The following is an 18,792-nucleotide window of genomic DNA, read 5'->3' as shown; positions in this document are numbered from 1 at the left end:
GAATAAATTCTTTTAGAGCGAAACATTGAGTAACTTTAAGAAGGATAATTTAAACAATAGGAGTATGCATTTGAGCCACGAAGAAGAAGATCATAGTTTATCCTTAAAAAAGTTCGAATCGATGTTGAAAACCAACAAAGTTTTGTTCTTTGATTCCGAAGAGTTTGAAGATATCATACTTCATTACCTCGATAGCGGAAAGGTTAATTTAGCCAAAAAAGCCTTAAAACTAGGTTTGGAGCAACACCCCAGAGCTACAGGCTTAAAATTAGTACAGGTAGAGCTTTTAGTATTTGACGACAAGCTAGAAATAGCAGAGCGTTTATTAAATGAACTTTATGCCTTGGAGCCTACAAACGAAGAAATTTACATCCAAAAAGCCAATATATATTCCAAACGAGATAACCATACTAAAGCAGTAGAGTTTTTAAATGTTGCTTTACAATACACAGATGATTATGCCGATGTATACTCGCTAATTGGTATGGAATACTTATTTATGGATAACCTTGAAATGGCAAAAGATAGTTTTATTAAATGCCTAAACGAGGATACAGAAGACCATTCGGCATTATACAATGTAGTATACTGTTTTGATTTTCTTGACCAAAATAAAGAAGCCGTACAGTTTTTAAATGGTTTTATCGACCGCAATCCCTATAGCGAGGTAGCATGGCACCAGCTAGGCAGGCAGCATTATACCTTAAAAGAGTATAACGAAGCACTGCGTGCTTTTGATTACGCCACGCTTATTGACGATAGTTTTTTAGGTGCTTTTCTTGAGAAAGCGAAAACACTAGAGAAACTTGCCCGATATGATGAAGCTATTAATTGCTACGCCGTAACTATGGAGTTGGATGATCCTACGTCGTTCGCATTATTACGTGTAGGTAAATGTTATGAGCGTTTAGAGAATTATGAGAAAGCATTAGAGTTTTATAAAAAAACGGTACACGAAGACCCATTGTTAGATAAAGCATGGATTGCCATAACCGATTTTTATATCCGTCGTCAAAACTACCAAAAGGCGCTATATTACGCCCGAAAAGCAATTGGTATTGATAATGAGAACAAACGCTACTGGAAACGTTATGCCGTTATTAACAAAGAGCTCAACTTCCATGAAGAAGCAGAGCAGGGCTACCGCAAGGCAGTAGAGTTTGGCGATAACGAACTAGATACATGGTTATTTTGGGTAGATACGCTACGCTTTATTGGCGAAAATGAATCGGCAATAGCCACATTGCTACAAGCTACAGAGTATTATCCAGAGGAATATGAAATTGAATACCGATTGGCAGGGCTATACTTTATGGGTAGTGAAAGCGAAAAAGGTATTTTCCATATGAGTAACGGGCTACGCCTAAACTATAAAAATCATGTGTTATTGGAAGAGTTTTTTCCAACAATATGGAACTTTAAAACGGTACAAGATATTTTAGCACAGCACCGAACAAAATAATTATTTTAACAATTACATAAACCCAGCAAATAATAGAAATACTATTTTTGTTGGGTTTTTTATTTGTACCTGTATAGAGTTATCGTTAAAATGCATACTAAAATCAGTACAAAATCATAAAACAATAGGATAACAACAAAACATACCTGATGAAAAAGAAAAAAAAGGTTTTCGGATTAATAGGTCGTAACATCGACTATTCTTTTTCGGCGGGATACTTCAACAAAAAATTCAAAAAAGAGAAACTGAAACAATACACATACAAAAACTTCGATATCGAAAGTATAGATGATTTAAAAGTTATTCTTTCAGACAACGAAAATATTAAAGGGCTAAATGTAACCATACCCTATAAAGAGGCAGTACTCCCCCTATTAAATCGTGTTTCTAAAAATGCAAAACGTATTGGCGCAGTAAACACCATAGTAGTGGGTAAAAAAAAACTAAAAGGGTACAATACCGACCATTATGGTTTTAGGAAAGCCATTAAACCCATGGTGCAATCGCGGCATAAAAAAGCATTAATACTGGGTACAGGTGGCGCCTCAAAAGCAGTGGCGTTCGCACTGAAAAGGCTAAATATAGAGTACGATTTTGTATCGCGTACCAGTAGCGATGTGGTGTATGGGTATGATGATTTGGATGCAGCCATTTTCGCAGAGTATCAAATAATAATTAACACTACGCCTGTAGGCACATTTCCTAACATAGAAGAATGCCCACCTATAAACTACAACCTATTTACACCAGAACACATTGCTTTTGATTTAATATACAATCCTGAGGAGACAACTTTTTTAAAACAAGCCAAAGCAAACGGAGCTACAATACAAAACGGGAAGCAAATGCTTGTTTATCAGGCAGAAAAGGCTTGGAAAATTTGGAACCGATAATTGGGTAACCTATTGTAATTAAGGATTTTATTTATTTTACATTAAAAAAATATCAAATACTAGGTAAATTGATGTTTTCCTTTGAATTTTAAGTTGCCTTTACTATCTTTCGCAATCAAAGTAGTATAATTATTAAGCATTTACACAATGTTAGAAGAAAAGAATGATAACCTGCAAAATGCAGATGGAGATTCAATTACAGGAGCTGGAGATACCTTCGAGAATGGCTACCTGCCTGGTAGTAAAATTGAGGATATAGACGAGGATATAGACGATGCAGAAGATATAACATCTATCCACCAAACAGAAGGACAATTGCCTTTTGCACCTGAAGAAATGCTAAATAAAGGTAAGGCAAAGCCTGACGGTGAAGCTGATAACGAACGTACTGCTGTAGATGTTATTGACGAAAGTAATGCCGAAGATGATGAAAATGGCACTGCTAAGGAAAAAGAAGAACTTCCTGAGTTGAATTACGAAGCACTTTCTATGGAAGAGCTTGCTGACGCCTTAGAAAAATTTGCTCAGGCTGAAAATGTAATGTCGGTAAAAGGAGCTATAGAGGATATTCGCAAAGAATTTTATGCAAAGTACAACCATCTTATAGAGGAAAAAAAAGAAGAATACAGTAATGAGAATGACGGCGAAACTGATGGTTTTGAGTATAATTTTCCACTAAAAGGTAAGTTTGATACTATTTATTACCAGTATAAAGACAGAAAGAACAACCACTTTAAGAAAATACAAAACGACTTACAGGGTAATTTAGAAAATAGGCTTGCTATTATTGAGGAACTTAAAAACCTTGTTGATAGTGATGAGAACATGAAAGAAGCCTTAAAGCATGTAGGTGAACTTCGTGACAGATGGAAAAACGCAGGACCTATACCGCGCGATAAATACAACCATGTTTGGAATAATTTCCACTTCCATATGGAGCGTTTTTACGACCACCTTCATTTGGATAGGGAAACAAGAGATATGGACTTTAAGCACAACTTAGAGCAAAAAGAACGTATTATTGTCCGTGTTGAAGAATTGCTTAACGAAGAGGATATTATTAAAGCGTTCCGCGAACTACAGTCGTTACACAAAATGTGGAAAGAGGAAATAGGACCTGTATCACGTGAACACCGTGAAACGATTTGGAATCGTTTTAGCGAATTAACAAAACAACTTCACGATAAACGTGAAGCCTACAATGCTACGTTACGAGAACGTGAAGAAGAAAACCTAAAGAAAAAACAAGAAATTATAGCGCAAATTGAAGCTATAGCGCAAGAGCCTGTAACTAGCCACAATGGTTGGCAAGGACAAATACAAAAAATTGAGGCATTGCGTACTGCATTTTTTAATGCGGGTAAAGTACCTATGGAGGTAAACGAAGCTACTTGGGCAGCCTTTAAAGGTGCCGTAAGAAACTTTAATAGCGTTAAAAATGCTTTTTATAAAGAAATCAAAAAAGACCAACAGGACAACCTGAATAAAAAGCAGGAATTGGTAGAAAAAGCACAGTCGTTAAAGGATAGCGAAGATTTTACTGCCACTACACCTGTAATGAAGCAAATACAAGAGGACTGGAAGAAAATTGGTCATGTTCCCAGAAAATACTCTGATGCGTTATGGAAAGAGTTTAAAGCGGCTTGTAACCACTATTTTGATAGGCTCCATGCCAAGCGTAACGAAGCCAATAAAGATGAAATAGAAGCCTTTGATAAGAAGAAGGAATATTTAGAGTCTTTAAAAGAATTTGAACTAGTAGGCGACCATAAAACCGACCTTGATGCGATTAAAAAGCATATTGATAACTGGAAGGCTATAGGGCGCGTACCACAAGCCAGAAGGCATATTGAAGGGAAATTTAATAAGATACTAGATGCTTTGTTTGATAAATTAAGTTTATCGAAAAAAGAAACGGAAATGGTTAAGTTTAATAACCGTTTAGAACACCTTGCAGAGAATGAAGATAGTCGTAAAATGCAGAATGAACAGATTTTCATTATGCGTAAAATAGACGAGGTAAAAGGTGAAATACTGCAATTGGAAAACAACATTCAGTTTATATCCAATGCCAAGTCAGACAATCCGTTTTTAAAAGAAGTGCATAAAAATATTGACCGCCACAAAGAGGATTTAAAAATGTGGAAGGAAAAGCTAAAACAACTGCGTGCTTTTAACAAACAACAGGCAGAAGCTGATAATAACGGCGAAAACGATAACTAAACAAAAAAAGCGACTTTAAAAGTCGCTTTTTTTGTTTTACAGCTTTTTAGCATCGTTCCAAAACACATCCATCTCGGCAAGTGTCATATCAGCAAGTGGTTTACCCAGCTCATTAGCTTTAGCTTCGAGGTACTGAAAACGTTTTATAAATTTTTTATTGGTACGCTCCAAAGCATCTTCTGGATTAACATCCAAAAAACGTGCATAATTAATCATCGAAAAAAGAACATCGCCAAACTCAGCCTCAATTTTTTCCTGATTGCCCTGTTCTACTTCATCCTTAAATTCTTGCAACTCCTCCTCTACTTTATCCCAAACCTGGTGCGAGGCTTCCCAATCAAAACCTACGCCTTTTGCTTTGTCTTGTATACGGCTTGCCTTTACTAATGCGGGTAAACTTTTAGGCACACCCTCTAACACCGATTTTTTACCCTCCTTTAATTTTAGCTTTTCCCAATTCTGTTTTACCTGCTCTTCATTTTCTACCGCTACATCACCATATATATGTGGGTGACGGTGTATTAACTTTTCACAAATTTCGTTAGCAACATCAGCAATATCAAAAGCTTCTTTTTCGCTACCTATTTTGGCATAAAAAACAATGTGCAATAGTATATCGCCCAACTCTTTTTTAACTTCCTGCAAATCGTTATCCAGTATGGCATCACCAAGCTCGTAGGTTTCCTCTATGGTAAGGTGGCGGAGGCTTTGCAGGGTTTGCTTTTTATCCCAAGGGCATTTCTCCCTAAGATCGTCCATTATATCCAGTAGCCTGTTAAAAGCATCTAGTTGTTGCTGTCGTGTATTCATTTGTTTTTTTGTAAAAATAAAAAATCCTGTTGCTTAAAGGTAGCAACAGGATAAATTATTGTTATCTAAGATGTTTTTGTTACTTGTCAGATTCTTGCTCTGTTTCTGTAGTTACAGCTTCTTCTGTTTCTTCAGTAGGTTCTTCTATAGTTACAAGATCTTTCGCCTGTAACATATTATACCAGTTTATTATTTTTTTAATATCAGAGGCATATACTCTGTCTTCATCAAAATCGGGCATTACCTCACGGAAATAAGCTATAAGTGTAGCATTATCTTCTTTATGTGATATGGACGGACCTTTGTCTTCCTTTTTTGCAATAGCAGTAAAAACTTCCGAAAGGCGTACTTCTCCATCATAGGTATATACTGATATTTCAGATAGTAAACTTACGTTACTACGCAGTCCTACTGTTATCTTTTTTCCGTCTGTTAATGATTCTGCAACAAATCCTGTACGGGTTTGTACTTTTAAAGCATATAGTCCTGGTTTCCCAGAAATAGCTAATATTTTATCTATACTCATCGTCATTTTTTTTTAAGGGTCACAAATATGCAATGTTTGCACTTAAAAACAAAATTATCTGCCTCTTTTGGCAGCAAATTTCATTTTATAATCAGGGCGTATCTTACCCTCAAGTATGTTTTGAAGTTTCTTTTTTATCAATCGTTTTTTAAGCGACGATATTTTATCGGTAAATAATATACCCTCAATATGGTCGTACTCATGTTGTATTACTCTGGCAATCAAACCATCGTAAACATCAGTATGTTTTTTAAAGTCCTCATCGTAATACTCTATCGTAATTTGTTCCTGTCGGTAAACATCCTCACGAACATCGGGTATACTAAGGCAACCTTCGTTAAAGCCCCATTCTTCGCCATCCTCTTTAACTATAGTGGGGTTAATAAACGTTTTTGTAAATCCTGCTAATGCCTCCTGCTCTTCTTTACCCAGAGTTTCATCTTCACTAAAGGGTTTGGTATCAATTATAAACAAACGTATGGGTAGCCCTACTTGCGGTGCAGCAAGCCCAACACCATAAGCGTTATACATGGTCTCGTACATATTGGCAATAACCTGTTTAAGCTCAGGGTAATCTTTAGTTATTGCTTCGCCTTGCTTTCGCAACACAGGATCGCCATATCCAACTATTGGTAATATCATCTTTGTGTTTTTAGTTTTATAACCGCCGTATTAGTAGCCAATCAACAGCTAAATAGTGTGGGCAAAAATAGTGAATTAAAAATAATTTGTATAAGTATATACCGTTCCAAATGCTAATTTTTTGCAAGAATTACGGGTTATAAGCCATAATGGTAATGCCGTTTAGTACCTTTGCAGTACTAGCAAAATAAATGATACAAAAAGTAAAACAATTTACCGATAGCACTAACTTTACCAAGGCACTTACTGTTACGTTTGCAGCAGTGTTACCTGTAATTATACTATCGCAATTTGGTTTATTTGAAACTGGATTTGCTTTGGCAATTGGCGCAGTACTTACCTACCCTGCCGATATTCCGAGTAATATAAAACACCGTACACGAGGATTATTAACAGCATCACTCATCGTGGTTTTATGTACGCTAATAGCCAACCTTACCTACGTTATACCCTTACTATTTTACCCAATAACCATAGTGTTAGTCTTTTTCCTTTCAATGATATCGGTTTACGGGCAAAGGGCTACAATGGTATCGTTTTCTGGGCTACTTGCCATAACACTTGCTAGCGGACACATTCATTACGGGTGGGATATATTGGAGTATTGCTTACTTATATGGGCTGGTGGCTTTATTTATACAGCAACCTCACTACTATTTAATTACTTGAGCCCGCACCGCTATACTGAATTGCAGCTAGCCGAATGTTTAAAACTAACTAGTAAGTACATGAAGCAACGGGGGCATTTATGGGATATTGATGCCAACCGAGACGAGATTACCCAAAAGCAACTTTTTTTGCAGGTAGAGCTAAATACCAATCACGAAAATTTGCGTGAAGTATTGTTACGCCGAAGTTCTAATGCGGGTAACTCCAACCGTAGCCGTAAAATGCTCCTCGTATTCATATCGTTATTAGAAGTGTTAGAATTAGCACTGTCTACATCTTTCGATCACAGCAAACTACATCAAAAGTTTAGTACATCGCCCAAAGTACTCAGCACTTACCAAAATTTGGCTTATAATATTGCCAAGACCTTAAGAAAAATATCAAAAAGCCTCGAAAATAAAAAGGAGTATAAGGCTAAACATAAATTATTGCGTGATCTTGAAAAGTTTGAGCAAGCAATTCAGGACTACAAAAAGGCACGAGGTAAAGCAGCAGCAGATGTATACTTACTTACTAATATGTTGCACTATGCCGAAAAGCAGATTGAAAAGATTAAGGTTATAGAGCGTGCTTTTACCACCAAGACATCGCACAAGGATATGCAAGGACGTGATAAGGATTTAGAAAAGTTTTTAAAGCCCGAATATTATCCTTTACACACACTAAAAGAAAACTTAAGTCTATCGTCTACTATTTTCAGGTTATCACTACGGCTTACTATTACAATAGCTATAGGCTTTATAATTGGCGGATTATTCCCTTTACAAAATGTATACTGGATATTACTTACTATAGTGGTTATTATGCGCCCTGGTTACGGGCTTACCAAACAGCGGTCGTACCAGCGGATTGTGGGTACGGTACTCGGTTGTATTATTGCTTTTGGGCTACTTGCTGTTTTAAGTAACACTTTTGCAATAGCAGTATTAGCAATAACCTGTATGCTATTAGGGTTTACATTTACTGCCATAAACTACCGTATTGGAGCTACATTTGTAACCGTTTTTGTAGTATTTATATACAGTATGCTAAACCCTGATGTTAACGAGGTAATACAATACAGAATAATAGATACTGTTATAGGGGCTGGGCTGGCTTTTATTGCCAATTACTTTTTTTGGCCCGCTTGGGAGTTTATACAGCTCCCTGTGTTTATAAAAAAATCGATAGAAGGCAATCGAAACTATTTGGAGGAAATAGCATTGCTATACAACAAAAAAGGAGAAGTACCCACCTCCTACCGTGTTGCCCGAAAGAATGCGTTTATCGAGGTGGGTAACCTAACGGCATCCTACCAACGTATGACGCAAGAACCTAAATCCAAACAAAAGCAGCAAACACAAGCCTACAAATTGGCGGTGCTTAACCATACGTTATTATCCTCCTTGGCATCTTTGGGTACTTACATACAATCGCACCAAACGTCAAAAGCATCCGATGCGTTTAACGTAGTAATACAAGCTGTTATGCGAAACCTAAATTATGCAATAGCCATACTAAACAATGAAGAAAATACAGCCGTAACAGAACTGGAACAAACCCAAGAATTGGATGCACGCTTTACAGAACTCAAACACATACGCCTACAAGAGTTGCAAGCAATAGCACTAACCGATAAACAGGGTTTTAACGAGAAAATGCAAGAAGCACAACTTGTAATTGAGCAATTGGTATGGTTAAACAATTTATCTGAAAAAATTGTAAAGGCTAGTAAGCAATTGTAGTATCTATTTTATCATTTCCGTGACAAATAATCCTGTAGCATTATCGTTGCAGCAATTTCGTCAACAAGGGCTTTATTTTGGCGTTGTTTCTTTTTTAATCCGCTATCAATCATGGTCTGGAAAGCCATTTTACTCGTAAAACGTTCATCTACCAATGCAATAGGCATATTTGGAAATGTAGCTTTAAATTTTTCTATAAAAGCAGCTATAATGGGTGCACTCTGAGAGGGTTCATTATTCATCTGTTTAGGCTCTCCAATAAGTACCTTTTCTACACGTTCGTTTGTAAAATACTCGGTTAGCCAAGTTATTGCCGTTTCGGAGGGTATTGTAATAAGCCCCGATGCTATTATCTGCATTTCGTCGGTAACCGCTATACCCGTTCGTTTTTGTCCATAATCTATCGCAAGTATTCTCATGTGTAGTACTATTTAAGGTAGGCGTAATTATACCAAACTATTGTGCATTGTATGGTTTAAAGGCACCTTTTACAGTTTATTGGTATAACAAAAATACATTAAATACCAGCTTGTTGGTAATTTCAGTACTATTTATTCAGCATATAACACTAGCAAACCACTATATACCAGCTATATAAAATAGCATGTAACCACTAAAAACACAACCTAATAATTATTACACTAAAGCAACAAAAAGCCTTTACTCGCTAACAATTTTTTATTAAATTTAGATAATCACTCATATATGTATAACCAATTGAAAAGTATTCGTACTTTACACATGCTATTTGATAGTGATAATTTAACCAGATTGCTATCTTTGCCCAAAATGAAAAATTTGCAATGAATACTTTACAACCTATAATAGAACAGGCTTGGGAAAACAGGCAACTTTTACAGGAAGACAAAACCATAAAGGCAATACGAGAAGTTATCGAATTACTCGATAATGGGTCGTTACGCGTTGCCGAACCTATTACAAATGGATGGCAAGTAAATGAGTGGGTTAAAAAAGCCGTAGTAATGTATTTCCCGATACAAAAAATGGAAACATTAGAGGCTGGTATTTTTGAATATCACGACAAGATGCCATTAAAACGCAACTATGCGCAAAAAGGCGTTCGGGTAGTACCTAATGCTGTAGCACGCCACGGAGCCTACATATCAGCGGGGGTTATATTAATGCCCAGCTATGTAAATATAGGAGCGTATGTAGATGAGGGCACTATGGTAGATACTTGGGCAACAGTAGGTAGTTGTGCACAAATAGGTAAAAATGTACACCTAAGTGGTGGTGTTGGTATTGGAGGCGTATTAGAGCCTTTACAGGCAGCCCCCGTTATTATAGAAGATGGTGCTTTTATAGGCTCCAGATGTATTGTAGTAGAAGGCGTAAAAGTAGAAACAGAGGCAGTATTAGGTGCTAATGTGTGCCTAACAGCATCTACAAAAATTATAGATGTTACAGGAGATGCTCCTGTAGAGATGAAGGGTATTGTACCCGCACGATCGGTAGTTATACCAGGTAGTTATACTAAAAAATTTGCAGCGGGCGAGTACCAAGTGCCCTGCGCATTAATTATAGGTAAACGCAAACCATCGACCGATTTAAAGACCTCGCTCAATAATGCCTTAAGGGAATATGACGTAGCGGTTTAAAAACTGATAATGAGCGGAAACAACACTAAAATATCTGCCCTCGCTATTATTTATAACGAGGAACATAACATACGGGAGTACCTTAACAATATGGCTTTTGCCGACGAAATTGTGGTGGTAGATTCCTATAGTACTGATAGCACTCCTACTATAATTAAGGAGGAGTATCCGCATGTGCGTTTTTACCAACGTGCTTTTGACGATTTTTCGTCGCAACGTAATTATACTTTAGAACTTGCAACGTACGATTGGGTTACCTTTTTTGATGCCGACGAGCGTGTTACAGAAAAGGGAATTCGTGAAATTGTAGATACCATAAATAGTAACCCCGAAGAGGTTGCCCTTTGGGTTAAACGTGTTTTTTACTACCAAGGTAAACCGCTTGTAAATAACAACTTTAATGAGGATAGAACGGCTCGGGTATTCCGAAAATCGAAATGCCGTTATTCTGATAAACTAGTACACGAGAAGCTGACTATTGATGGAAAAAGCAAAGTACTTAAACACGCTATAGAGCATTACTCGTTTATTAACAAAAAAGACTTTTTAAAGAAACGATTACAATACTCTAAACTAAAAGCAAGAGAGTTTTATAACGAAGGGGTTACCACCAATATATTCCACTTTACGGTACGACCAGGTTTCCGATTTTTTAAATATTATATCCTAAAGTTCGGTTTTGTTAATGGGCGTCGTGGTTACGAAATTGCACGCATACTAGGGTACCATGTATACATGCGTTATGTGTATTTACGAGAAATGAATGCCAAACGCAAAAAAATATTGGTTATACAACAAAAAATGATTGGCGATGTATTAGCAAGTACAAGCATTTGCAATACGTTGAAAAATGAATACGAATGTTCTCGCATAGATTACCTTGTAAACACATTTACAACCCCCGTAGTAGAAAACAATCCAAATATTGATAATATTATTCCTTTTGAGGATGAATACCGCGATAGCAAGCTAAAATTTTTTAAATTTTTAAGGTGCATACGAAAAACTAATTATGATATTGTGGTTGATGCCTATGCAAAATGGGAAAGCGGTATTATAACGTCGTGCTCAGGCGCTAAATCTAAAATAGGCTATAAAAAGTGGTACACCTCATTTTTTTACAATAAAACGGTAGAGCCCGACAAAACAGTTTCAGGCTCAGCGTTATACCACCGCATGCAACTTGCCGAGGCCGTAACAGGCAAAAAGCACCCTATAGTATATCCTAAAATATACCTTACAAATGAGGAGCAGCAGGAGGCGAGAAATAAGATGAATGAGCAACTGGATTTACAGCTCCCAGTAATAATGATAAGTGTTTTGGGTAGTAATGATATTAAAAGCCTACCTGCCGCCGAAATGGCTAGGGTAATTGATAAAATTAGCAGCACTTGCAATGCGCAGCTACTGTTTAATTACATACCATTGCAAACAGAAAAGGCTAAGGAAATATACAACTTGTGCCAACCTAAAACGCAGGATAAAATATTTTTTGATTTCTATTTTAATGATTTAAGGGCTTTTTTAGCAGTATTAGGGCAATGTAGCGCACTTATAGGTAACGAGGGTGGTGCTGTAAACATGGCGAAAGCATTAAATGTACCTACGTTTACAATATTTTCACCGTGGATAAACAAAAATTCATGGAACATGCTTACGGATGAGGATAAACACAAGGCATTACATTTAAGGGATTATTTCCCAGAAATATATGGCGAAAAGCATCCTAAAGAGTTTAAAGACCAATCGTTGGAACTGTACAAAAAACTAACGCTAAATTTATTTGAAAAAGACCTTGAGGTATTTTTAGCTTACGTGATGCAGCAAACAGAAACAAAAACTACTTCTCACCCTTCACTATCCCGTAAGGAGTCCATTTAATTTTCTTTTCTTTTACTTCTTTACGTATGGCTAAATTAGCAGCAAGCGATTCGGGTGTTTTATACCCTCTACTATGGTCTAGGTGCAAACAAATAGCTTTATGGCGTATTTGCTTACCCATTACACCGTAATTTTCTAAACGCTCGCCAAATTCGCGGTCAGGACCACCATATTTCATGCGTTCGTCATAACCATTTATAGCAATCATATCTTCTTTAAAACCCGAAGAGTTACAATTGTTAAACGATGGCTTGGTAGTTGTAACAGTATCTAAAACCGTAGCCAATACGGGTGATGCAGTAAGTTTTAAGGTTTGCGAAAAACCCAATTTATCAATACTTTTTAGCCATTTAACGTCAAAGCAACGTTTACTCAGTATATCGTCTTTAGTAATAGCTTTACTGGTACTCATGGGGAGTTTACAGTATCCTCCTGAAAGAAATCTACCTTTCTCGGCAAACTTGGCATGTACTTCCACAAAATCTTCACGCGGAATGCAATCACCGTCCGTCATAATAATATATTCGTTGGCAGCCTCTACAATGGCAATATTTAGTAGCTCCTGCCTGCGATACCCTTTATCTTCGTGCCAAATGTGTCGTAGGGTAACAGGGTAATTAACAGCATAGCGGTCTATCAGGTCTTTTGTAGTACTGCGTGAACCATCATCGGCAATAATAACTTCAAAACCCTTATAAGTCTGGTTGCTATAGCCTATAAGCACTTTTTCCAGCCATTCTTCCGCATTGTATGTACTAACTATTACCGAAATTTTCATGTGTTTGCTTTTTATACCGTTGCTTTAAAACAACGGGCAAAGGTAGTTAATTTTATTTTTTTCGTAGTCCAAGTTTACGCTTAATGGCACGCTTGCGGTGAAACCTATTGGCAAAATACTGGGTGTGTTTTACCATTGGACGGAATACCTCATTGTACGTGCAACCGTATAATTTAGCATACTCATCACTCATTACCGTAATTAAGTCGGTTTCAGGTGTAAGTTTTGCCATATTAATAACGCGCTGCTCTAAATTCATTTTGGTATGAAACTGCATACGGTTAAGGTCTACCAAAAAAAACTCGTATTGCTCATGCCCTACTTTTTTTATTAGTGTATTACCAGGTGTATGGTCTAAAAAAGCAATACCTTTTTCGTGTAGCTTAAACGTAAATTGGGTAAATTGGCGTAGTATAATTTCGTGTTCAGGGTAATCCGTTACTTCAATAAGTTTCCTAAAAGTAAGGTCGGCTTCCAACTGCTCACTCATATAATAGCTATCTTTTAGGGATAATCCCACCCTATTCTCAAAATACGCGATAGGTTGTGGTGTACCAATACCATTTTGTAATAGTATATTGGCAAACTCATACGAACGTTGTGCTTTCGATTTTCTGAAAAATCGGTACACTAATTTATTTAATACATTAGGAACTTTAAACGATTTTACGTTTACGGTAGTATTGCCCAACTCAAATAGCTTGATTTTGTTTCGTTTACCATCGATAAACAAAGTACCCTGTGTAGTAAAATTTTCGATTATGGCTGTAATTTCTACAGACTTGTTCTCAAAATCAGGGTGTATAACGCTATTCATAGGCAATTGCTATTTTTAACAAAAGTAACCATTTGCATTTTAGACTTCAAATAATTGCTTTATTTTTACCAAATAATCCATAAACCCACCTATGTTTAGTCATTACCTCATTACCCGTTTTAATTTAAAAAATCCGAAGTGGGACGTTACCAAAAATAACGAATCGTTACTAACGGATGAGTGGCTGGAACATCGTTTGTGGCTTTTCGAAAACTTTTGCTTCCCATCGGTAACTGCACAAGCCAATAAAAATTTTACATGGCTTATTTATTTTGATGTAACTACAACTAATGAGTATCGGGAAAAAATTGAAGCTTTAATTGCTGGGCATAGCAACATAAGGTTATTTTACATTGAGGGCATGCCTGCTTTTTATCCTGAGATAAAAAAACGGATAACTGCCGAAACGAAAGACGTGCCTTACCTTATTACATCGCGTATTGATAACGACGATTGTGTGAGCAAAAATTTTATAAGCGAGGTACAAAAGCAATTTAACCAACAGGATTACAGGGCAATTGATGTTATAAAAGGCTATTCGTTACAGATAAAACCCGATATTATGTTGGGTAAAAAGGAGCATATTTTTAATCCGTTTATTAGCCTTATCGAAAAGAATGACGACCCAAAAACGGTGTGGCTTAACGACCACAACCATTGGAAGAAGGAAACACGGGTTACACAGGTTACGCATACACGCCTATGGATGTCTATCATTCACGAAAAAAACAAAGTAAATGAGTTTGACGGTTATGGCAACATAGCATGGAACGATATAAAAAATGAGTTTATTGTTTCGCCTACCATGGAGGCAAACATTAGTAAAAATATACTACCGCATAGCCAATGGGCTTGGACAAGTTTTAAAAATGCATTGTATGTAAATTGGGTACTATTCAATAAAATGCTCAAAAAAGCGTTGGGTATCTACAAGATTAAATCATAAATTGCCGATATGCGAAAACTACCTACTTCTACCCTTGTAACCCCTACCTATAACTGGCCTGAGGCATTGGAACTGCTTTTATTAAGCTTATTGAGGCAAACCCGCCTACCAGACGAGATTATTATTGCCGATGATGGTTCTACAGCCGAAACTAAAAAAGTAATTGATAAGTATAAGGAAAAGTTCAGTGTGCCGTTAATACATGTGTGGCACGAAGATAAGGGAAACAGAAAACCTGCTATAATGAACAAGGCTATAGCACAGGCAAAAGGTGATTATATTATTGAAATTGATGGTGATATTATAATGGAGAAGCATTTTGTAGAAGACCATTTACGCTTTGCCGAACAAGGAATGTATTTATTTGGTTCGAGAGTAAACATTAAGCAAGAAAAATTACCCGAATTATTTGAAAAACAACTTACTCATTTCAGCTTTTTATCTAATGGTATAAAAAAAAGAGGGCGTACACTACGTGTACCTTTCCTTATGCAATTTGCAAAACCTACAGAATTACGCTCTAAAAAACTTAGAGGTTGTAATATGTCTTTTTGGCGAAAAGACTTTTTAGCAATAAATGGTTTTAATGAAAACCTTGTAGGTTGGGGCATTGATGATTCCGAAATGATACAACGTCTTCACAACCTTGGTATACAAGGCAAAAGACTAAAATATAGCGGTATAGCCTACCACATTTACCATAAAGAACAATCGAAAAGCCATATTGACGTAAATAGAAAGATTGAAGAAGAAACTACTCTAAAAAAATTGACGTATATTGAAAAAGGGGTTAGCCAGTATCTATAATAATTCTATTTATGTATAGGCATAATATAATCGGAGAAACGTTTTTTTACATCCTCTCTGTTTAAGTATTTCGGTAGTACTTCCTCAGGATTCGCTATTTCAAATTCCATATCACGCCCAAATAAATCCCTACCCTCTTGTATCTTTTGGTTTATAGCGGCTTCATTTTTAAATTCTTCAAAATTATATTCGGTATGCGAAAACGATTCTAGCTTCTTCTTAATCATTTCCACCCCTCCCATATAAGTAAAGTGCCAACCTGCATTGGGTAGTATTTTGTATACTTCGCCTTTTCGTTTGGTGCGCATAATAGTTTTACGCAAACGATACGGTTTTTTCTTTAACAACTTGTAAGGTAGTAAAGCAGTGCAGTGCCATATTCCGCTTTCAGATTCTTTTTTATCCATAAGGCTGCCAGCATCATATACTATCTTATTATTAAAAAAGAACATAAACATATCCATTTTAAGTCCATAAATTTCATTTATACCTTTTGCAATACGTTCTTTTAATACAGAAGCACGGGGTATTTCATCAACATCCGATATCATAATAATATCATCAGGTTTACAACCCTTAAGCCCTTTTACAACGCTATCTCTTTGGTAAAACTCTAACTTCCAAGGAGAAAAAGGATTAATTATTGGTATAAACAACGGATAACTAGTAAGTTTTATATGAATAATCTTATCTAAAAATTTAGAAAAACGTTCCTTATTTTCTTCAAAAATAAATGGCTTTGGATTGTTCTGAAATGTCCTATCGGCTTCTACTAGCACAAATTTATCTACAATATCATTAAGCTCATTAAGTCTTACTTCTAAAATATCTAATTCATTAAAGAAAATGAAACAATCGTATACCATTGGTTATTTTTTGGTAAAAATAACTTATTTTATACTTACTTTGCACCTACATATATAATAATTTGTATAGCAATAAGCAGCCCATATGTTTGATATAGCAGTAATTCTAATTAATTATAATTCCAGCAAATACACTTTAAATTGTATCAAATCGGTTATAGCAAAAACCGCTACAAATATTAATTATCAAATTATAATTATAGACAACTGTTCTAAAAAAGATGATTTTGATGTCCTAGAGCAAGAATGTACTGCGCTTGGTTTAGAGCATTTAATACTTGTGCGAAGTAAAATAAATACTGGATTTGGAGCTGGTAACATGATGGGCGTACACTATGCCAATGCAAAATATTATGCTTTTTTAAATAACGATACACTATTTAAAAATGACTGTTTTACTATATTAAAAGATGCTATAGAACAAAATTCTGAAATTGGTATTGCAGGCGCACAGGCATACAATCGTAACGATAATTTTATGGTATCGTTAGACCATTATGCTTCTCCTTTACGTGAAATAATAGGACGCGGATTTTTAGAAAAAATAAACAGTAAAAAATATCCAAAACGTAAAAAGAGATATAACAAACCTGTAAAAGTTAATTTTATACCAGGTAGTTTTATGTTTATAAAAGCTGCTAATTTTGATGAAGTGGGCGGTTTTGATAGCAATATTTTTTTATACTACGAAGAAACCGACCTTTGTAAAAGACTTGCTGCAAATAAAAAATTTGCCTACCTGATACCGCGGGCTGAGTTTTTACATTATCATGGGGCAAGTACCGAACGCTCTATAGCTATAAAAAAAGAACTTAAGATATCATTGTTGTATGTAATACGTAAACATTATGGGTTGGCGGGTTTTAGTGTTGTGTGGTTGTACCTTACTATTAAGTACTTTTTTAGTAGTATTGTAAAACCCAGACATTGGAGTTTATTTTTCTTACTCCTTAAAGGTGCTCACATATCAAATTCGCTCAAACAACAACAAAAAATAAATACTGAATAACGCCATTATGGTAAAATTCCTCGACCTCCAAAAAATCAACCTCCAGCATCAGGAAGAAATAGAAAACCGACTTCTTACAACTTTTAGGAGTGGTTGGTATTTATTTGGTACAGAGGTTAAGCAATTCGAGAAAAACCTTAGCATTTACATTGGCGCAAAACATGCTATAGGCGTAGCCAACGGGCTGGATGCACTTAGGTTAATATTTAAAGCCTACATTGAGCTTGGTGTACTGCAAAAAGGCGATGAAGTTATAGTGCCCGCTAATACCTACATAGCATCGATATTAGCCATTACAGATAACGATTTAATTCCTGTACTGGTTGAGCCTGATAGTGATAGTTATAACATTGATATTACTAAGATTGAAAATAAAATTACACCCAAAACCAAAGCCATACTAATAGTGCATTTGTACGGGCAAGTAGTTTTCTGTAAAGCATTGCAAACACTCGCTATAAAACACAACCTAAAAATAGTAGAGGACAATGCCCAAGCCATTGGTGCAGCATGGAATGGCGTAAAAACAGGGAATCTTGGTAATGCAGCAGGTTTTAGCTTTTACCCAGGTAAAAATTTAGGGGCATTGGGCGATGCTGGCGCAATAACTACAAACAACGATGCATTAGCAGCAACAATACGTGCTATTGCCAACTACGGCTCGGAAGAAAAGTATATTAACAAATACCAAGGTTTAAATTCCAGATTGGACGAGTTACAAGCAGGCGTACTCAATGTAAAGCTACCCCACCTGGATAACGAAAACCAAAAACGCAGGGAAATTGCAACGTACTACAATAGGCATATAAACAACCCTAATGTAATACTGCCTGTTGTACCAAAAAACGAAACTGAACACGTTTGGCATTTGTATGTAATACGCACCAAGCATAGGGATGCACTGCAACAGTATTTAACCAAAAATGGAGTACAAACCCTAATACACTACCCTATACCCCCGCACAAACAAGCGGCTTATAAAAATTGGAATAACCTATCGTTGCCAATAACAGAGCAAATACATAACGAAGTATTGAGTTTGCCCATAAGCCCCGTATTAACGAATGACGAAATAAAAACGATTGTCAGAATACTAAATAATTTTGAAATCTAGATACAC

17 protein-coding genes are annotated in these 18,792 nt (G+C 36.2%); 10 read left to right on the top strand and 7 right to left on the bottom strand.

Annotation, left to right across the window (positions count from 1 at the left end):
* The first annotated feature begins 64 nt into the window (after positions 1 to 64).
* From K1I41_RS07840 to K1I41_RS07830, 3 genes are all read left to right on the top strand, one after another.
* The gene (locus K1I41_RS07840) at positions 65 to 1,462 is read left to right on the top strand and encodes a tetratricopeptide repeat protein (RefSeq protein WP_220639814.1); all 1,398 of its coding nucleotides are present in this window, start codon (positions 65 to 67) and stop codon (positions 1,460 to 1,462) included.
* A 149-nt stretch (positions 1,463 to 1,611) separates the two neighbouring features.
* On the top strand, positions 1,612 to 2,355 hold the full coding sequence (locus K1I41_RS07835) for a shikimate dehydrogenase family protein (RefSeq protein WP_220639813.1): 744 nt from the start codon (positions 1,612 to 1,614) through the stop codon (positions 2,353 to 2,355).
* A gap of 147 nt (positions 2,356 to 2,502) precedes the next feature.
* Complete coding sequence (locus K1I41_RS07830) at positions 2,503 to 4,578, top strand: DUF349 domain-containing protein (protein ID WP_220639812.1); 2,076 nt, start codon at positions 2,503 to 2,505, stop codon at positions 4,576 to 4,578.
* 36 nt (positions 4,579 to 4,614) lie between these two features.
* On the opposite strand, the gene mazG is transcribed toward K1I41_RS07830, so the two are convergent.
* From mazG to def, 3 genes are all read right to left on the bottom strand, one after another.
* On the bottom strand, positions 4,615 to 5,388 hold the full coding sequence (gene mazG / locus K1I41_RS07825; protein WP_220639811.1) for a nucleoside triphosphate pyrophosphohydrolase: 774 nt from the start codon (positions 5,386 to 5,388) through the stop codon (positions 4,615 to 4,617).
* Positions 5,389 to 5,467: 79 nt separating this feature from the next.
* Positions 5,468 to 5,914 carry a DUF5606 family protein gene (locus tag K1I41_RS07820; RefSeq protein ID WP_220639810.1) on the bottom strand — a complete coding sequence of 149 codons (447 nt, stop codon included), beginning with the start codon at positions 5,912 to 5,914 and terminating at the stop codon, positions 5,468 to 5,470.
* 54 nt (positions 5,915 to 5,968) lie between these two features.
* Positions 5,969 to 6,556 (bottom strand): peptide deformylase, encoded by a 588-nt coding sequence (def, locus tag K1I41_RS07815; RefSeq protein ID WP_220639809.1) that lies wholly within the window; start codon positions 6,554 to 6,556, stop codon positions 5,969 to 5,971.
* Positions 6,557 to 6,747: 191 nt separating this feature from the next.
* On the opposite strand from def, the gene K1I41_RS07810 reads away from it, so the two are divergent.
* Positions 6,748 to 8,949 carry an FUSC family protein gene (locus tag K1I41_RS07810; RefSeq protein ID WP_220639808.1) on the top strand — a complete coding sequence of 734 codons (2,202 nt, stop codon included), beginning with the start codon at positions 6,748 to 6,750 and terminating at the stop codon, positions 8,947 to 8,949.
* An 11-nt stretch (positions 8,950 to 8,960) separates the two neighbouring features.
* Here K1I41_RS07810 and ruvX read toward each other — a convergent pair whose 3' ends face one another.
* Entirely contained in the window at positions 8,961 to 9,368 is a 408-nt protein-coding gene (gene ruvX, locus K1I41_RS07805; RefSeq protein ID WP_220639807.1) for a Holliday junction resolvase RuvX, read from the bottom strand.
* Positions 9,369 to 9,752: 384 nt separating this feature from the next.
* Here ruvX and K1I41_RS07800 point away from each other — a divergent pair, with 384 nt between their 5' ends.
* Both K1I41_RS07800 and K1I41_RS07795 read left to right on the top strand, forming a co-directional pair.
* A complete protein-coding gene (locus K1I41_RS07800; RefSeq protein WP_220639806.1) occupies positions 9,753 to 10,568 on the top strand; it encodes a 2,3,4,5-tetrahydropyridine-2,6-dicarboxylate N-succinyltransferase in 816 nt (271 codons plus the stop codon).
* 9 nt (positions 10,569 to 10,577) lie between these two features.
* Positions 10,578 to 12,449 carry a glycosyltransferase gene (locus K1I41_RS07795; RefSeq protein ID WP_220639805.1) on the top strand — a complete coding sequence of 624 codons (1,872 nt, stop codon included), beginning with the start codon at positions 10,578 to 10,580 and terminating at the stop codon, positions 12,447 to 12,449.
* Here the strand turns inward: K1I41_RS07795 and K1I41_RS07790 are convergent.
* Both K1I41_RS07790 and K1I41_RS07785 read right to left on the bottom strand, forming a co-directional pair.
* A complete protein-coding gene (locus tag K1I41_RS07790; protein ID WP_220639804.1) occupies positions 12,409 to 13,227 on the bottom strand; it encodes a glycosyltransferase family 2 protein in 819 nt (272 codons plus the stop codon). The two genes, K1I41_RS07795 and K1I41_RS07790, sit on opposite strands and share 41 nt — an antisense overlap.
* 52 nt (positions 13,228 to 13,279) lie before the next feature.
* The gene (locus K1I41_RS07785; protein ID WP_220639803.1) at positions 13,280 to 14,044 is read right to left on the bottom strand and encodes a lipopolysaccharide kinase InaA family protein; all 765 of its coding nucleotides are present in this window, start codon (positions 14,042 to 14,044) and stop codon (positions 13,280 to 13,282) included.
* A 91-nt stretch (positions 14,045 to 14,135) separates the two neighbouring features.
* On the opposite strand from K1I41_RS07785, the gene K1I41_RS07780 reads away from it, so the two are divergent.
* Entirely contained in the window at positions 14,136 to 14,990 is an 855-nt protein-coding gene (locus K1I41_RS07780; RefSeq protein ID WP_220639802.1) for a glycosyltransferase, read from the top strand.
* Positions 14,991 to 14,999: 9 nt separating this feature from the next.
* The gene (locus K1I41_RS07775) at positions 15,000 to 15,797 is read left to right on the top strand and encodes a glycosyltransferase family 2 protein (RefSeq protein WP_220639801.1); all 798 of its coding nucleotides are present in this window, start codon (positions 15,000 to 15,002) and stop codon (positions 15,795 to 15,797) included.
* A 5-nt stretch (positions 15,798 to 15,802) separates the two neighbouring features.
* Here the strand turns inward: K1I41_RS07775 and K1I41_RS07770 are convergent, their stop codons facing one another.
* Positions 15,803 to 16,663 (bottom strand): glycosyltransferase family 17 protein, encoded by an 861-nt coding sequence (locus K1I41_RS07770; protein ID WP_220639800.1) that lies wholly within the window; start codon positions 16,661 to 16,663, stop codon positions 15,803 to 15,805.
* An 85-nt stretch (positions 16,664 to 16,748) separates the two neighbouring features.
* On the opposite strand from K1I41_RS07770, the gene K1I41_RS07765 reads away from it, so the two are divergent.
* Complete coding sequence (locus K1I41_RS07765; protein WP_220639799.1) at positions 16,749 to 17,672, top strand: glycosyltransferase family 2 protein; 924 nt, start codon at positions 16,749 to 16,751, stop codon at positions 17,670 to 17,672.
* 7 nt (positions 17,673 to 17,679) lie between these two features.
* Entirely contained in the window at positions 17,680 to 18,786 is a 1,107-nt protein-coding gene (locus K1I41_RS07760; RefSeq protein ID WP_220639798.1) for a DegT/DnrJ/EryC1/StrS family aminotransferase, read from the top strand.
* The last annotated feature ends 6 nt before the right edge of the window (positions 18,787 to 18,792 follow it).

The organism is Flavobacterium litorale, assembly GCF_019613795.1.
GTDB classification, from domain to species: Bacteria; Bacteroidota; Bacteroidia; order Flavobacteriales; family Flavobacteriaceae; genus Flavobacterium; species Flavobacterium litorale.
Note: the sequence above shows the minus strand (reverse complement) of the source record. Positions and strands in the feature narration are given on the sequence as shown.

Excerpts from the sequence above, each read along its gene's own strand:
- K1I41_RS07835 (WP_220639813.1), top strand. The coding sequence starts at position 1,612 with ATGAAAAAGAAAAAAAAGGTTTTCGGATTAATAGGTCGTAACATCGAC.
- K1I41_RS07830 (WP_220639812.1), top strand. The coding sequence starts at position 2,503 with ATGTTAGAAGAAAAGAATGATAACCTGCAAAATGCAGATGGAGATTCA.
- K1I41_RS07760 (WP_220639798.1), top strand. The coding sequence starts at position 17,680 with ATGGTAAAATTCCTCGACCTCCAAAAAATCAACCTCCAGCATCAGGAA.
- K1I41_RS07780 (WP_220639802.1), top strand. The coding sequence starts at position 14,136 with ATGTTTAGTCATTACCTCATTACCCGTTTTAATTTAAAAAATCCGAAG.
- K1I41_RS07770 (WP_220639800.1), bottom strand. The coding sequence starts at position 16,663 with ATGGTATACGATTGTTTCATTTTCTTTAATGAATTAGATATTTTAGAA.
- K1I41_RS07790 (WP_220639804.1), bottom strand. The coding sequence starts at position 13,227 with ATGAAAATTTCGGTAATAGTTAGTACATACAATGCGGAAGAATGGCTG.
- K1I41_RS07810 (WP_220639808.1), top strand. The coding sequence starts at position 6,748 with ATGATACAAAAAGTAAAACAATTTACCGATAGCACTAACTTTACCAAG.
- K1I41_RS07775 (WP_220639801.1), top strand. The coding sequence starts at position 15,000 with ATGCGAAAACTACCTACTTCTACCCTTGTAACCCCTACCTATAACTGG.
- def (WP_220639809.1), bottom strand. The coding sequence starts at position 6,556 with ATGATATTACCAATAGTTGGATATGGCGATCCTGTGTTGCGAAAGCAA.
- K1I41_RS07800 (WP_220639806.1), top strand. The coding sequence starts at position 9,753 with ATGAATACTTTACAACCTATAATAGAACAGGCTTGGGAAAACAGGCAA.
- K1I41_RS07820 (WP_220639810.1), bottom strand. The coding sequence starts at position 5,914 with ATGAGTATAGATAAAATATTAGCTATTTCTGGGAAACCAGGACTATAT.
- K1I41_RS07795 (WP_220639805.1), top strand. The coding sequence starts at position 10,578 with ATGAGCGGAAACAACACTAAAATATCTGCCCTCGCTATTATTTATAAC.
- K1I41_RS07785 (WP_220639803.1), bottom strand. The coding sequence starts at position 14,044 with ATGAATAGCGTTATACACCCTGATTTTGAGAACAAGTCTGTAGAAATT.
- K1I41_RS07840 (WP_220639814.1), top strand. The coding sequence starts at position 65 with ATGCATTTGAGCCACGAAGAAGAAGATCATAGTTTATCCTTAAAAAAG.
- K1I41_RS07765 (WP_220639799.1), top strand. The coding sequence starts at position 16,749 with ATGTTTGATATAGCAGTAATTCTAATTAATTATAATTCCAGCAAATAC.
- ruvX (WP_220639807.1), bottom strand. The coding sequence starts at position 9,368 with ATGAGAATACTTGCGATAGATTATGGACAAAAACGAACGGGTATAGCG.
- mazG (WP_220639811.1), bottom strand. The coding sequence starts at position 5,388 with ATGAATACACGACAGCAACAACTAGATGCTTTTAACAGGCTACTGGAT.